Origin of the sequence: Kosakonia sp., from assembly GCF_032052965.1 — a bacterium.
Lineage (GTDB): Bacteria > Pseudomonadota > Gammaproteobacteria > Enterobacterales > Enterobacteriaceae > Kosakonia.
Genome location: NZ_DAMBVN010000007.1, coordinates 138,134 through 152,645 on the forward strand (window position 1 = coordinate 138,134; position 14,512 = coordinate 152,645).

The window sequence follows — 14,512 nt, forward strand, 5'->3', positions numbered from 1 at the left end:
AAGGCCGGGATTGCTCCCTGCCCCCAGGTTGCTACTAACCGGATTCGTAAGCCATGAAAGCCGCCACATCCTGGTCGACATCTCTGTAGCGATTTTCGGGTCAACCAGATGAATATTAACAGTGTGAAACACACCATAAAGACACACCAGAGTAAGGTCCGCGGTTGTTTCATCGCCTGCTGCTCTGTCAACGCAAAGCAGAAAAGGCACCTTTATCGCGAGACAGAAATGTCCTCTGAGTTGTTTGATCGTCTTATGGCAGCTGAGTGCCAAAAGCGGACATTTCATAATCTGTAATCATTAATTTGTGGAGAGCAGATCTAAGTGCATAGCCATGCAAGCGTGCCGGAATTATCAGGCGCGTTTTTTCACGAGATGGACAGAGGCGTCAGAAACAGGCTGAAGGCCACAGAACCGAGCTGAGCGCCTCCGAGGGGGCGGGCCAGTAATGTCATGGTAAATATAGTTACTTTATCGGTGTGATAGCTTCAGAAGCGCTCCCCATGCTAACAGATTGAATCTTCCAAGCGCCGTCTTCCTGCACCATACAGTCTGCAATTATGTGTTTCTTATTTTTGCCGAACGCAATATAAGCGGTTGTGCAAACAGGATCGTAAGCACCAAATAACACCGTAACGTCAGTCACCCAGTCTTTATCCCAATCCTGGGTTTTTATGAAGAAATCGCTGTCGTAATACATATCATCTGCGTGCTGTGGCGTGTTCGCCATTCTTAACTTTTTGAGTGTGTCACGGGTTACGTATTTGTCGATGATAGTCCCTTCAATTGGTTCCTTTTCTTGATTTATCTGCTGCATGTACCATTTGTTAAACGTAAGCGCAACTTGCTCCGCGTCAGGTAGTTTAGGGGCAGCAATCGAAGCTGATGAAATAGCCAGCAGCAAAAGGGTTATGTGTTTCATATTCAGTGCCTATAAATGGCGAAGTCTTCTGTAACCGGGACCAGGGTACATTCCGTGGCGCTGGACAAAATCTGAACACCAGATTCCGTTACCGCCATAAATACATACGTGGCCTTCAAGAAGCCTCTCTTTTGTTCCCTGTTAGAGTATCTGTGGGGTTCATTTTGCATACAAATCAAGTATTCAGGCAATGGATATCTAATGCCCCGTGGTGGGTACTCCAAGAAATGGGTGCAGTGCATTGGTGAATTGAAAATTTACCTTCGGGGCTTTCTTCTTTCTGCCGCACAACGACCGACTGTCATGAGGCAAAAAGCCTCAAGCGCCGCACGCATCATATCCCATCAAATCCGCCGGCAGCATCCCGGCATGGCACTTTTAAGACAATAAAAAACCGGCCACAAGTGACCGGTTTGGGCATTTTGCGGAAAAGATTAACCGCCCAGATAAGCGCTACGCACAGCTTCGTTTGCCAGCAAGGCATCCCCGGTATCTTCCAGCACCACATGACCGTTTTCCAGCACGTAGCCGCGGTCGGCAAGCTTCAGCGCCTGGTTGGCGTTCTGCTCAACGAGGAAGATGGTCATCCCTTCTTTACGCAACTGTTCAATGGTGTCGAAGATTTGTTGAATAATAATCGGCGCCAGCCCAAGCGATGGTTCGTCCAGCAGCAGCAAACGCGGCTGGCTCATCAGTGCACGGCCAATAGCCAGCATCTGCTGTTCGCCGCCGGACATGGTGCCCGCACGCTGAATGCGGCGTTCATGCAAACGCGGAAACAGCTCGTAAACCCATTTAATACGCGTCTGATACTGCGTACTGTCGGCAAAAAAACCGCCCATGGCCAGGTTCTCTTCCACCGTCATACGCGAGAAGACACGTCGCCCTTCTGGAACGATCGCCACCGCTTCCCGCATGATCTTTGCGGTTTGCCAGTCGGTAATATCTTTGCCATCAAACACAATGCGCCCACTGGTGGCGCGCGGATCGCCGCACAGAGTACCCAGCAGCGTCGTTTTTCCCGCGCCATTCGCGCCAATCAGCGTCACAATCTCACCCTGATTAATGTGCAGACTGACATCGTGCAGAGCCTGAATTTTGCCGTAGTGGGCACTTACTTTGTCAAAAGATAACATCACTTTTTCCATCTTATGCCTCACCCAGATAGGCGCGGATCACATCCGGATTATTGCGGATCTCTTCCGGCGTTCCGTTCGCCAGCGGCGTCCCCTGGTTCACCACATAAATTCTGTCGGAAATGCCCATTACCAGCTTCATATCATGCTCAATAAGCAGGATTGTCGTGTTGTGATTGTTACGCAGCTCTACGATCAGCTCGTCCAGTTCTTTGGTCTCTTTCGGGTTCAGACCCGCGGCCGGTTCATCGAGCATCAGAATTTCCGGCTGCGTCACCATGCAACGAACAATCTCCAGACGACGCTGGTCTCCATAAGCGAGGTTGCTGGCCTGGCGGTTAGCGTGCGCTAACAAACCAATACGATCCAGCCAGGTTGCTGCCCGGTCCAGCGCTTCACTTTGCGCACGGCGGAATGATGGCGTTTTCAGTAACCCGGCAAATACGCCTGTTTTAAGCTGCTGGTGTTGCGCTACGAGCAGGTTTTCAATCACCGTCATTTCACGGAACAACCGCACATGCTGGAACGTACGCACCACACCCATACGGGCGATTTGCTGCCCCGGCAGCCCTTCCAGATGCTGCTCGCGCAGTTTAATGGTGCCGCCCGTTGGCTTATAAAAACCGGTCAGGCAGTTAAAAACGGTGGTTTTGCCGGCACCGTTAGGGCCAATCAGCGAGACAATTTCCTGTTCACGCAGTTCAAGCGACACGTTGTTCACGGCCAGCAGGCCGCCAAAACGCATCATCAGACCGTCAACGGATAACAAAGGCTGACTCATGCCTGCTCTCCTTTCACTTGCCCATCTTTCAGTTTTAACTGTGGACGGGTCATCGGCAGCAAGCCCTGCGGACGCCAGATCATCATCAGTACCATCAAACCACCCAGCATCAACATGCTGTACTCGTTAAAGTCACGCATCAGTTCGCGGGACACTACCAGCAGAATCGCCGCAAGGATCACTGCAAACTGCGACCCCATTCCCCCCAGTACCACAATCGCCAGTACAAAGGCCGATTCGGCGAAAGTGAACGACTCCGGGCTGACAAACCCCTGGCGAGCCGCAAACAACGTCCCGGCGAAGCCGGCAAATGCCGCGCTTATGGTAAACGCCGTCAGCTTAATACGGGTCGGACTTAAGCCCAGTGAGCGACAAGCGATTTCGTCTTCACGCAGGGCTTCCCATGCGCGGCCCAGCGGCATCCGCAACAGGCGGTTGATCACAAACAGGGTCAGGACCACCAGCAGCAGCGCCACTAAGTAGAGGAACACCACCCGGTCGCTAGGATCGTAATCGACATGGAAGAAATTGCTGAAGGTATCCCAACCGCCCTCACGTGCCGTACGGCTGAACTCGAGGCCAAACAGCGTCGGTTTAGGGATCTGGCTAATGCCGTTCGGACCACCGGTCACTTCGGTGTTATTCAGCAGCAAAATGCGAACAATCTCGCCGAAACCCAGCGTGACAATCGCCAGATAATCACCGCGCAGGCGCAGCACCGGGAAGCCAAGCAGGAAACCCGCAGCCGCGGAGGCAAGCCCGGCCAGCGGCAGACACGTCCAGAAACCAAGACCGTAATAATGGTTCAACAACGCAAAGGTGTAAGCGCCAATGGCATAGAACCCGCCGTAGCCCAGCACCAGCAGCCCAGACAGCCCTACCACTACGTTCAGCCCCAGACCGAGGATGATATAAATCATTGTCATGGTGGCAATGTCTACCGTACCGCGTGACACCACAAACGGCCACACCACGGCAATCACCAACAGCGCCAGCAGGAACAGTTTCTGCTTGAGGGTTGAACCATCAATCGCCGGCAGAACGAATTTCGGCCCGGAAACACCTTTCAGGGATTTCTGGAAAACCGGGCGCAACAGTTGGAAGAAAAAGACCACTGCGGTGCCGATAAATACCCACTGCCAACGGATATCCGCCGCGGTGTCGACCACCAGTTTGGTGCCATCCAGTTCCAGTTGCACACCCATAAAGACGCTCGCGAGGATAAAGAACATCGCAGCTGAAAGCAGCGCCATCGCAAAATGCATCGGTTTCATACTTTTTCAACCTCCGGGCGACCGAGGATACCGGTAGGCATCACCAGCAACACCACGATCAACAGCGCAAACGACACCACATCTTTATATTCGGTGCTTAAATACGCCGAAGAGAGGGACTCCGCTACCCCGAGGATCAACCCACCGATCATTGCACCAGGAATACTGCCGATACCGCCCAGTACCGCCGCGGTAAAAGCCTTCATCCCAGCCATAAAACCGATATAAGGGTTGATAACGCCATAAAATTGCCCCAGCAGAACACCCGCCACAGCCGCCATTGCTGCACCGATCACAAAAGTCAGTGCGATCACGCGGTCCGTGTTGATGCCCAGCAGGCTGGCCATTTTCAAATCCTCAGAACAGGCGCGGCAGGCGCGGCCCATACGGGAATAACGGATAAACAGCGTCAGCGCCAGCATGGAAACCAGGGTCACAATCCAGATAACTAACTGCATGGTCGTGATACTTGCGGAGAAGTTTTCACTATGGCCTACAACCCACTGGCCATTAAACAGGCTTGGCAATGCCACATCACGCGAACCTTCGGTCAGGCTGACGTAGTTTTGCAGAAAGATAGACATACCGATGGCGGAGATGAGCGCAATCAGGCGCTTGGAGTTACGCACGGGGCGATAGGCCACCCGTTCGATGCTCCAGCCATAGGCGCTGGCAATCACAATAGCGCCGACGAAACCGGCTGCCACCAGCAACCAGCTGGAGTCGATGCCCATCATCATTAGCGCAGCGATAATCATAAAAGAGACATAACTACCGATCATGTACACCTCGCCATGGGCGAAGTTAATCATGCCGATAATGCCGTAAACCATGGTGTAACCAATGGCGATCAATGCATAAGTGCTTCCCAGCGTGACGCCGTTAAACATCTGCTGCAAGAAATAAAGAAACTGCTCGGACATAACATAACCTTCTTAAATCTCTCCGGACGTTGCGCCCGGAGAGAGGGATGACAGTTATTTCGCCACAGACGACGAACCATCGCTGTGCCATTGGAAGACACCAAAATCAAATCCCTTCAGATCGCCTTTTTCATCCCAGTTCAGCGGCCCAATTACGGTTTTAGCCCCGTTGGCTTTTAAATCTTTGATCAGTGCAAGCGGCTCACCGCCGCCGGTGCGCTCCAGCGCTGTCGCCAGCGACTGTACAGCGGCGTAAGTGATCCACACATACGGGCCGCTCGGATCTTTTTTCTCTGCTTTCAGCGCATCAACGATACTCTGGTTCGCCGGATCCTGGTCATAGCGTTTCGGCATTGTGACCAACATGCCTTCCGCCGCATCACCCGCAATGTTGGAGAGCGAGGCATTGCCCACACCTTCCGGGCCCATAAACTGGATTTTCAGGCCGTTGGAACGCGCCTGACGCAGCATTTGCCCCATTTCCGGGTAGTAACCACCGTAGTAGACAAAGTCGATATTTTCTTTTTTCAGACGCGCAATCAGCGCTGAAAAATCTTTTTCACCCGCGGTGATGCCGTCGAAGAACACAACGTTTGCACCGCCAGCTTTCAGGCCTTCTTGCACTGAACGTGCAAGGCCTTCGCCGTACTGTTGCTTATCGTGAATAATAGCGATGCGCTGCGGTTTAACTGTGCCAAGAATATATTTCGCAGCAGTGGGGCCCTGCGAAGAGTCCAGCCCGGCAGTACGCATAATGTGCTGATAGCCGCGCTGGGTCAGTTCCGGGTTCGTCGCACCAGGGGTAATCATCAGAATGCCTTCGTCTTCATAAATATCGGACGCCGGCTGCGTGGATGATGAGCAAAGATGGCCAATCACATATTTAACGCCGTCGTTAACAATTTTGTTTGCGACAGCAACGGCTTGTTTCGGATCACAGGCATCGTCATATTCCACGGCAACCAGTTTGTCGCCCTTGATGCCGCCTTTGGCATTAATATCGTGAATGGCCTGCCGCGCGCCGTTAAACTCCATGTCGCCCCACTGGGCAACCGGACCGGACATCGCACCGACAACCGCGACTTTAATCTCTGCCGCCATGGCCGCGTGAGACATCGCAAGTGCAACCATCCCCGCGATCAACGTCTTCGCGTTCCTTTTCATTTTTTGTAAATCCCCATTCGTGATGTCGTGTTTACACTTCACGCTTCAGCTCACAGGCCCGCGGGCACCGGGAGCATGAATTATTTGTGTAATAATTTTGTTTTATTATGGTTAAAAGCGGACTGTGCTTTTAATGTACAACGCTATTTTTACCAGTGCCTTTAATGGTTTAGCGCAGTCTTTTGCCAAAAACCAGACTAAATCCTCTATTTTTCAGGCGATTAAGCAGAGATAATATTCTGTATTTAATCGGAGATAAACAAAAAAAGCCCCGACCCCAGCATAAAATAATGGTACAAAGAGCGGAATAAATCACTAGTGTTCAGGTTAAAATTCTGCGTGTTTTTCGATCTCCAATGTTTCACGCTACCTCAGCGGCTGGGGCAAAATTATTCGCCTGTTGCATGAAAAATAAAAAACTCTCAGACCCCGTCAGGCAAATTGATTACACTCACAGTATCTTTCGCCTTTTGGACAAGCTGTAGATGAAATTGACTATTATCCGACTGGTAACGTTTACCGAGCAGGATCATATTGATTTAGCGAAGGTCTGGCCGGAATACTCACCCGCCTCTCTGGATGTTGACGACACGCACCGCATTTATGCCGCGCGTTTTAATGACCGTTTGCTGGCCGCCGTTCGCGTAACCTTGCGCGGAACGGAAGGCGCGCTGGACTCACTTCGCGTGCGGGACGTCACTCGCCGCCGTGGTGTAGGGCAATATCTGGTGGAGGAAGTGATCCGCGATAACCCTGCTATCACCAGTTGGTGGATAATGGATATCGGTGTCGAAGACAGAGGGGTGATGGCCGCCTTTACGCAGGCGCTGGGTTTTACCGCGCAGAAAAACGGCTGGGAAAAACGCTAAAAAAATGCCGGGCAGCGCGACGCTTACCCGGCATAGTTATTCTTACCGTTTGCAGCAAGGCTGCGGCAAACCGGCAAAGCCCCGGCGCTGGCTGATGTCAACAACCGGGGCCAGTGAATGCCGCCAACGTGCCAACGGCACGACAGGCGACAGTCAGTTCACTCTCACTTCGCGTCGGTCGCTGTGCCGTTCGCATGCCAGGTGAAGACACCGAACTCAAAGCCTTTCAGATCGCCTTTCTCATCCCAGGAGAGCGGCCCCATAACGGTATCCACCGAGTGGCCTTTCAGATACGTTGCGATAGCCGCCGGATCGGCAGACTGGTTCAGACCCGCAGCCAGTGACTGCAGCGCTGCGTAGGTGGTCCACACGAATGCACCACTTGGATCCTGTTTTTTAGCTTTGATCGCATCCACAATCGGTTTGTTCGCCGGCACCTGATCGTAGTTCTTCGGCTTGGTGACCAGCATGCCTTCAGCCGATTCTCCGGCAATGTTAGACAAGGAGACGTTTGCTACCCCTTCCGGCCCCATAAAGGCGGTTTTCAGACCTGCCGCACGAGACTGACGCAGGATCTGGCCCATTTCCGGGTGGTAGCCACCGTAATAAACGAAGTCGATATTTTCTTTCTTCAGGCGCGCCACCAGCGTAGAAAAGTCTTTTTCACCTGCGGTGATGCCATCAAAGAACACCACATTCGCGCCGCCTTTTTTCAGCCCGTCTTGTACAGCACGCGCCAGCCCTTCGCCGTATTGCTGTTTGTCATGAATAACGGCAACACGTTGTGGCTTCACTTTTTCCAGAATGTATTTCGCCGCGGTCGGTCCCTGATCGGAATCCAGACCGGTAGTACGCAGCGTCAGCTTGTAACCACGCGCCGTCAGCTCCGGTGCTGTCGCCGCAGGTGTGATCATCAGAATGCCTTCGTCTTCATAAATATCTGACGCTGGCTGAGTAGAAGAGGAGCACAGGTGACCAATAACGTATTTGATGCCGTCATTGACCACTTTGTTCGCAACCGCAACCGCTTGTTTCGGGTCACAGGCATCGTCATATTTTACCGCAACCAGTTTGTCGCCTTTGATGCCGCCCTTCGCGTTGATATCGGCAATCGCCTGCTCAGCGCCGGTAAATTCCTGGTCACCGTACTGCGCAACCGGGCCGGACATCGCACCCACAACGGCAACTTTGATATCTTTGGCGAATGCCACGTTGCTCATTGCTAACGCAATACATCCTGCCAGTAACGCTTTGCCCTTCATTTTCATCCTGAGATTCCCCATTGTTATGGTTATTGCATTTGTTGTGATGTTGTTGTGTGGCACATTGTTTTGCTTATTATCATAAGCAAAGAATATGATAGTCGTTATTAGCCATTCTGCCGGTGCCTGGGCAGCATACTCTGCTAAAACATACCCCATTTTTCGGAATATGGAATAACATTTTTGAAGGTTATACGACAGCGTGATGAGAGAAGAGAAGAAAGCCGCCCATAAGGCGGCTGAATAATTACTGCGTCAGCGACTGGTGCAGAATATCCAGCGCTTTACGGAATTGTACTTCCGGGATAGTCAGCGGATACAGGAACCGGATAACGTTACCGTAAACACCGCAACTCAACAGCAATAGCCCCGCAGCCAGCGCTTTATCCTGTACCTGTTTGGTAAACTCCGGCGACGGCGCGCCAGTATGCGGATCGTTAAACTCCACCGCCACCATTGAACCCTGAGCGCGAATCTCGGCAATATGCGGGCAATACGCTTTGGCGTTATTCAGCACTTCCACCAAATGTTTGCCCAGATGATTAGCACGCTCGCAAAGATCCTCTTCTTCAATCACATCCATTACCGCATGCGCTGCCGCGACGGCCAGTGGGTTACCGGCGTAGGTACCGCCCAGACCGCCAGGCGCTGGTGCGTCCATTACCTCCGCACGCCCGGCGACGGCCGATAAAGGCAGCCCACCGGCAAGGCTTTTAGCCATGGTGATAAGATCAGGTTTCACGTCATAATATTCAGAAGCAAACAGTTTGCCGGTACGTGCAAAACCGCTCTGCACCTCGTCCATAATCAGCAAAATACCGTGGCTGTCGCATAATGCACGCAGCGCCTGCATAAAATCATTCGGTGCGACGTTGAAGCCGCCTTCACCCTGTACCGGCTCCAGTAGAATGGCCGCCACCTGATCGGCGGCTATATCCGCCTTAAAGATACGTTCCAGGCTTTTCAGCGCCTCTTCTGTGCTTACGCCATGGAGTGCATTGGGGTATTGCGCGTGATAAATCGAACCAGGAAACGGGCCGAAACCGATTTTGTAGGGCGCGACTTTGCCAGTCAGCGCCATGGTCATAAATGTGCGACCATGAAAGCCACCGCCAAAAGTAATAACACCCGGGCGACGGGTATAGGCACGGGCAATTTTCACGGCGTTTTCAACCGCTTCGGCACCGGTCGAAAAAAACGCCGTCTTCGCCGGTCCATTCACCGGCACACGTGCATTAATGCGTTCCGCCAGCGAGACATAGCTTTCGTACGGTACGATTTGATAAGCCGTGTGCGTAAATGCCTGCAACTGTTTTTCTACTGCGGCGATCACTTTAGGGTGACGGTGCCCGGTATTGAGCACAGCGATCCCGGCAGCGAAATCGATCACTTCATTCCCTTCCACATCCCACAGCGTCGCGTTCTCCGCTTTCTCGGCGTAGAAACCGCACATCACCCCAATCCCTCGCGGCGTCGCCTGCAAACGGCGCTGGTGCAATTCGTTATTCTTCACGTTTATGTCCCCTGTCTGTGTATGCCCGCCTAACAAGTATATAGCGCCTTTAGCAATGCGATATTTCGCTCAGTTTCGCGCAAGCAACGGGACACCGACAGGACAGCTCTGCTGCCAGGATGTGACAGAAGCAAAGTAGGATAAGTGCAACAGAAGAGAGGAGGAGCTATGCCTGAGAGTGATAATGGGATGGTAATCAGGCAATAAAAAACCGGGTGAGGCTTGCGCCGACCCGGCTTATTCAAGGCAAGTATGCTTACGCTTCGATCGCTGCGCGCAGTTTTTTCATCGCGTTTTTTTCGAGCTGGCGTACACGTTCGGCAGAGACGCCGTAACGGTCAGCCAGTTCCTGCAACGTGGTCTTGTTCTCTTCGTCCAGCCAGCGCGCGCGGATAATCTGCTGGCTACGTTCGTCAAGCCCCTGCATGGCATCGGTCAGCTTATTCGCGGCCTGCTCTTCCCAGTTATCATCTTCAATGCCATCGGCAAAGTTGGATGATTTGTCCTGCAGATAGAGCACCGGAGCCATCGGCTGGCTGTCCTGCGCATCGTCATCGGAAGACATGTCAAACGTCATGTCCTGCGCAGCCATACGTGATTCCATTTCACGCACGTCTTTGCTGGTAACACCCAGTTCACGGGCAACCATTTCTACTTCGTCCTGGTTGAACCAACCCAGACGCTGTTTGGTTTTGCGCAAATTAAAGAACAGCTTACGCTGCGCTTTGGTGGTCGCGACTTTCACGATACGCCAGTTGCGCAGCACGTACTCATGGATTTCGGCTTTAATCCAGTGCACGGCGAAGGAGACCAGACGCACTCCCACTTCCGGGTTGAAGCGACGCACGGCTTTCATCAGACCGATGTTCCCTTCCTGGATCAAATCCGCCTGTGGCAGACCATAGCCTGAGTAGTTACGAGCAATATGAACAACAAAGCGCAGGTGAGACAGAATCAGCTTTTTCGCTGCTTCCAGATCGCCCTGGTAATGCAGCTTTTCAGCCAGTGCCCGTTCTTCATCAGCCGTCAACATCGGCCATGCGTTAGCGGCCCGGATATACGATTCCAGGTTACCAACAGGGGCTAAAGCTAAAGTTTGCATTTCTTTGGTCATTCAAATCCTCTCAATTCACTTTCAACTGGCGGCGGTCTGTCCCCATCAGGCAACAAACATGCCAGCGCTTATCAGCAACGAGAATAACATCCACTTTTTTATCAGACAGTGATTTTATCCACAAGTTCCTTGTAGGGTTGTGAATAAATTACGCACAAATTGTGACATCAGGATGAAAACCGAAGCAAGGAACGGCAGAAAGGAGGTCATACGCTTTCCCTGCTACGGGAACTTCATTGCAGGGAAAGAGTATACCAGACTTTTTTTAATCCGGAGTAAAGTGACGTAAATGTTGCACTGTCGCCAGCCAGGCCGCGATCCAGCCAATCATGGAGCACACCAGCAACAGCAACAGACACTCATCAAAAGACAATCCGCTCAGCTCAAATTGGGTGCCAAACACCTTCGCCACTTCGGTTACCGCCGAGGACAAACGCATCACCAGGATTTCTGACAGGATCAGCGACAAAAAGGCACCGGAGAAGCCCAGCAGAGCACCACCGTACAGGAAGGGACGCAGAATAAAGCCATCCGTTGCGCCAATCAGTTTCTGCACGTTAATGGTGTCGCGGCGGGCAAAAATGCTCAGCCGCACGCTGTTGCCAATCACCAGGAACACGGCTGCCACCATCAGAACGCCAATCATGGCTGACACTCGCCCCACCAGCCCGGTCAGCGAGGCCAGGCGCGCAAACCAGCTGTCATCCATCCGCACTTCATCGATGCCCTGAATATGCGAAATGCGATCGCGCAGCGTATTCAGCGAGTCCGTGCCCTGGAAATCGAGTTTGGGCACCACCACTGCAACCGCTGGCAACGGGTTCTCTTCCAGCATATCCAGCGCACCGCCAAAGCCGGACCAGTTACGGAACTCACCCAGTGCATCCTCACGTGACAGGTAGTTCACCTTTTCAACGCCCTGCTCGGACTGCAACTGCCCAACCACCTGCTGCGCGGCGTTATCATCCAGCGCTTTGTCGAAATACACGGTGATCTGCGGTGAAGGATAGTACTGCGAAGCCGCCTGGTTGACGTTTTTATACACCATATAGCAGACACTCGGCAGCGTCAGCGAGATGGCGATAACCATCACCGTCAGGAATGTCGCCAGCGGTTTGCTTTTCAGATCCTGCAAAGCACCATGCCAGGCGTAGCGCACCTGTTCGTTAAAAACATTGCTTTTACGCGATGGCGCTTTAGGCGGTGTTTTGCCGCGCCGCGCCGCATTGCGATTGCTGTCGCCGGACGAGCCAGACGATTGACGAAAACGATCCAACTTACTGCCGAACTGCCGGATCTGGTTTAATGCATCACGCTTATTCACCCGCATGGCCTCCGTGCAAATGGCCGTCGCTCAGGTTCAGCATGCGATAGGAACGCCGGGAAATTAACCCCAGATCGTGCGTCGCCATCAGCACGGTAACCCCAACGCGGTTAAACTCTTCGAACAGACGCAGGATCCCTTCAGAGAGCGCTTCATCCAGGTTACCGGTCGGCTCATCCGCCAGCAGCACCGCAGGCTTATTCACCACCGCCCGGGCAATGCCCACGCGCTGCTGTTCACCGCCGGAAAGCTGGATGGGGAAACTTTTCGCTTTGTCGAGCAAGCCGACTTTATCCAGCGCGGCCGACACACGACGGCGGATATCATCGCCGCTGGCACCCGCAATAATCAGCGGGATCGCGACATTGTCGAATACCGTGCGGTCCATCAACAGATGGTGATCCTGAAAAATCATACCGATTTGACGACGCAAAAACGGCACTTCACGGTTCTTCAGACGCGTAATATCATGCCCACCGAACAGAATTTTACCGGCGCTGGGCCGCTCAATCCCGCAGATAAGCTTCAGCAAGGTGCTTTTCCCCGCACCGGAATGCCCGGTCAGAAAGGCCATCTCGCCCGGCTGCAGGTGGAAAGTCACCCCCTGCAACGCTTGTCTCCCACCAAGATAGGCTTTGCTGACGTGTTCAAAGCGAATCATTATTAATCCTCTCGGGCAAAAAGTGCCTCTATAAAATCGCCCGCATTAAACGGACGTAGATCTTCAATACGCTCGCCGACGCCAATGTAACGAATAGGAATGCCAAACTGATCCGCGACCGAGAAAATCACGCCGCCTTTGGCGGTACCATCCAGCTTCGTCAGCGTAATACCGCTCAACCCGACCGCCTCGTGAAACAGTTTGGCCTGGCTTATCGCATTTTGCCCGGTGCTGGCATCAAGCGTCAGCATCACTTCGTGCGGCGCATCTTCATCCAGCTTTTTCATCACGCGGACAATCTTTTTCAACTCTTCCATCAGGTGCGCTTTGTTCTGCAAGCGCCCGGCAGTATCGGCAATTAACACATCCACATTGCGTGCTTTTGCCGCCTGGATGGCGTCAAAAATCACCGAGGCGGAATCCGCACCCGTGTGCTGGGCCACTACCGGAATATTGTTACGCTGGCCCCATACCTGCAACTGCTCAACGGCGGCCGCACGGAACGTATCCCCCGCTGCCAGCATCACCGATTTCCCCTGCTGCTCAAACTGGCGCGCCAGTTTACCAATGGTGGTAGTTTTACCCACGCCGTTCACGCCAACCATCAAAATAACAAACGGCTTTTTACCGTCCACATTGAGCGGGGCGTCGACCTTCGCGAGGATCTCGCTCATTTCCTCTTTCAGCAAACCATAAAGTGCTTCTGCGTCACGCAGTTGCTTACGGCTGGCGCCTTCGGTCAGGTTGGTGATGATTTTGCGCGTGGTATCGACCCCAACATCTGCAATCAGCAGTTGCTCTTCCAGCTCTTCAAACAGATCATCGTCGATCTTTTTACCGCGGAACAGACTGATAAATCCGGAACCGAGGTTTTCTTTTGTTTTTAGCAGGCTGCGTTTAAGACGCGCAAAGAACCCCTCTTTTGTTGGTTTCTCCTGTTCGAGCGCTTCCTGCCCGGTTGCCGCCTCTTCCACCGGCACAACCAGCACCGCTTCTTCTGCCGCCTCGGCAGCCAGCGCCTGCGCATCCAGCGCTTCATCACTCAACGGCAGATCGGTTTCTTCCGCGGCCGCCTCATCTTGCGGTTCGGCTTCAGCCTGCCACTCTTCCGCACCGATTTCCTGCTGCGCCACCTCTTCAGGCAACGGCAGTTCTTCATGCTCAACGCTGGCATGCTGCGCTTCTACCGCAAGTTCCGGCAACGTATCCTCGTGGGCGGCCTCTTCCTGTGCGAGCTGCTCAGTGACTTCGACGACTTCTTCGGCGAATTTTTCGCTATCGACAGCTGGCTCAACAACCGGCGTCTCCTCTACCGGATGTTCAGGGGACGGTTGTTGCCCGGTTTGCGCCTCATCGGCCTGTTCTTTCTGTCCAAAGCCCAGCCAGGAAAAAAAGCCACGTTTCTTCTCATTTGCCATTGGCGACTACACTCCTCGCGATTGATTCATGGCGCAGCCTGTCTGCACGACCAGGGCTGAAAACATTTGTTAATTAGTCGGATAGTCTACCACTTTACTTAACGCTCATCACGACCTGCGGATTAGGGTTTAACGTCCAGCGTCGGGCCGC

Annotated in this window: 13 protein-coding genes and 2 pseudogenes; 1 reads left to right on the forward strand and 14 read right to left on the reverse strand. The window is 53.1% G+C overall.

The window, feature by feature from the left end:
- Nucleotides 1–34: 34 nt before the first annotated feature.
- The 8 genes and pseudogenes from RTX30_RS11215 to livK form a co-directional block, all read right to left on the reverse strand.
- A pseudogene (locus RTX30_RS11215) lies at nucleotides 35–173 on the reverse strand (Hok/Gef family protein).
- Nucleotides 127–288 (reverse strand): annotated as a pseudogene (locus RTX30_RS22375) (hypothetical protein); the annotation flags it as partial. The pseudogenes RTX30_RS22375 and RTX30_RS11215, both read right to left, overlap by 47 nt.
- A gap of 178 nt (nucleotides 289–466) precedes the next feature.
- Nucleotides 467–922, reverse strand: coding sequence for a DUF3828 domain-containing protein (locus RTX30_RS11220; protein ID WP_312689756.1), 456 nt, complete (start codon nucleotides 920–922; stop codon nucleotides 467–469).
- A gap of 434 nt (nucleotides 923–1,356) precedes the next feature.
- The gene (livF, locus tag RTX30_RS11225; RefSeq protein ID WP_312689758.1) at nucleotides 1,357–2,070 is read right to left on the reverse strand and encodes a high-affinity branched-chain amino acid ABC transporter ATP-binding protein LivF; all 714 of its coding nucleotides are present in this window, start codon (nucleotides 2,068–2,070) and stop codon (nucleotides 1,357–1,359) included.
- 1 nt (nucleotide 2,071) lies between these two features.
- Nucleotides 2,072–2,839 (reverse strand): high-affinity branched-chain amino acid ABC transporter ATP-binding protein LivG, encoded by a 768-nt coding sequence (gene livG, locus RTX30_RS11230; protein WP_312689760.1) that lies wholly within the window; start codon nucleotides 2,837–2,839, stop codon nucleotides 2,072–2,074.
- Nucleotides 2,836–4,113: a high-affinity branched-chain amino acid ABC transporter permease LivM gene (locus RTX30_RS11235; protein WP_312689762.1), complete on the reverse strand. Its 1,278-nt coding sequence runs from the start codon at nucleotides 4,111–4,113 to the stop codon at nucleotides 2,836–2,838. The genes livG and RTX30_RS11235 overlap by 4 nt, the downstream gene beginning before the upstream one ends.
- Nucleotides 4,110–5,036 (reverse strand): high-affinity branched-chain amino acid ABC transporter permease LivH, encoded by a 927-nt coding sequence (livH, locus tag RTX30_RS11240; RefSeq protein ID WP_312689764.1) that lies wholly within the window; start codon nucleotides 5,034–5,036, stop codon nucleotides 4,110–4,112. Before livH ends, RTX30_RS11235 begins: the two co-directional genes overlap by 4 nt.
- 54 nt (nucleotides 5,037–5,090) lie before the next feature.
- Complete coding sequence (gene livK, locus RTX30_RS11245) at nucleotides 5,091–6,200, reverse strand: high-affinity branched-chain amino acid ABC transporter substrate-binding protein LivK (RefSeq protein ID WP_312689766.1); 1,110 nt, start codon at nucleotides 6,198–6,200, stop codon at nucleotides 5,091–5,093.
- A gap of 485 nt (nucleotides 6,201–6,685) precedes the next feature.
- On the opposite strand from livK, the gene panM reads away from it, so the two are divergent.
- Entirely contained in the window at nucleotides 6,686–7,069 is a 384-nt protein-coding gene (gene panM, locus RTX30_RS11250) for an aspartate 1-decarboxylase autocleavage activator PanM (RefSeq protein WP_312689768.1), read from the forward strand.
- Between the two features lie 164 nt (nucleotides 7,070–7,233).
- Here panM and RTX30_RS11255 read toward each other — a convergent pair whose 3' ends face one another.
- The 6 genes from RTX30_RS11255 to ftsY all read right to left on the reverse strand — a co-directional run bounded on the left by RTX30_RS11255 (nucleotide 7,234) and on the right by ftsY (nucleotide 14,361).
- On the reverse strand, nucleotides 7,234–8,337 hold the full coding sequence (locus RTX30_RS11255; protein ID WP_312689770.1) for a branched-chain amino acid ABC transporter substrate-binding protein: 1,104 nt from the start codon (nucleotides 8,335–8,337) through the stop codon (nucleotides 7,234–7,236).
- 241 nt (nucleotides 8,338–8,578) lie between these two features.
- Entirely contained in the window at nucleotides 8,579–9,844 is a 1,266-nt protein-coding gene (locus RTX30_RS11260; RefSeq protein ID WP_312689772.1) for a 4-aminobutyrate--2-oxoglutarate transaminase, read from the reverse strand.
- Nucleotides 9,845–10,100: 256 nt separating this feature from the next.
- On the reverse strand, nucleotides 10,101–10,958 hold the full coding sequence (gene rpoH / locus RTX30_RS11265) for an RNA polymerase sigma factor RpoH (RefSeq protein WP_312689774.1): 858 nt from the start codon (nucleotides 10,956–10,958) through the stop codon (nucleotides 10,101–10,103).
- Between the two features lie 265 nt (nucleotides 10,959–11,223).
- Nucleotides 11,224–12,282: a permease-like cell division protein FtsX gene (ftsX, locus tag RTX30_RS11270; protein WP_312689924.1), complete on the reverse strand. Its 1,059-nt coding sequence runs from the start codon at nucleotides 12,280–12,282 to the stop codon at nucleotides 11,224–11,226.
- Entirely contained in the window at nucleotides 12,275–12,943 is a 669-nt protein-coding gene (gene ftsE, locus RTX30_RS11275) for a cell division ATP-binding protein FtsE (protein ID WP_312689776.1), read from the reverse strand. The genes ftsX and ftsE overlap by 8 nt, the downstream gene beginning before the upstream one ends.
- A gap of 2 nt (nucleotides 12,944–12,945) precedes the next feature.
- Nucleotides 12,946–14,361, reverse strand: coding sequence for a signal recognition particle-docking protein FtsY (gene ftsY / locus RTX30_RS11280; protein WP_312689778.1), 1,416 nt, complete (start codon nucleotides 14,359–14,361; stop codon nucleotides 12,946–12,948).
- Nucleotides 14,362–14,512 lie beyond the last annotated feature (151 nt).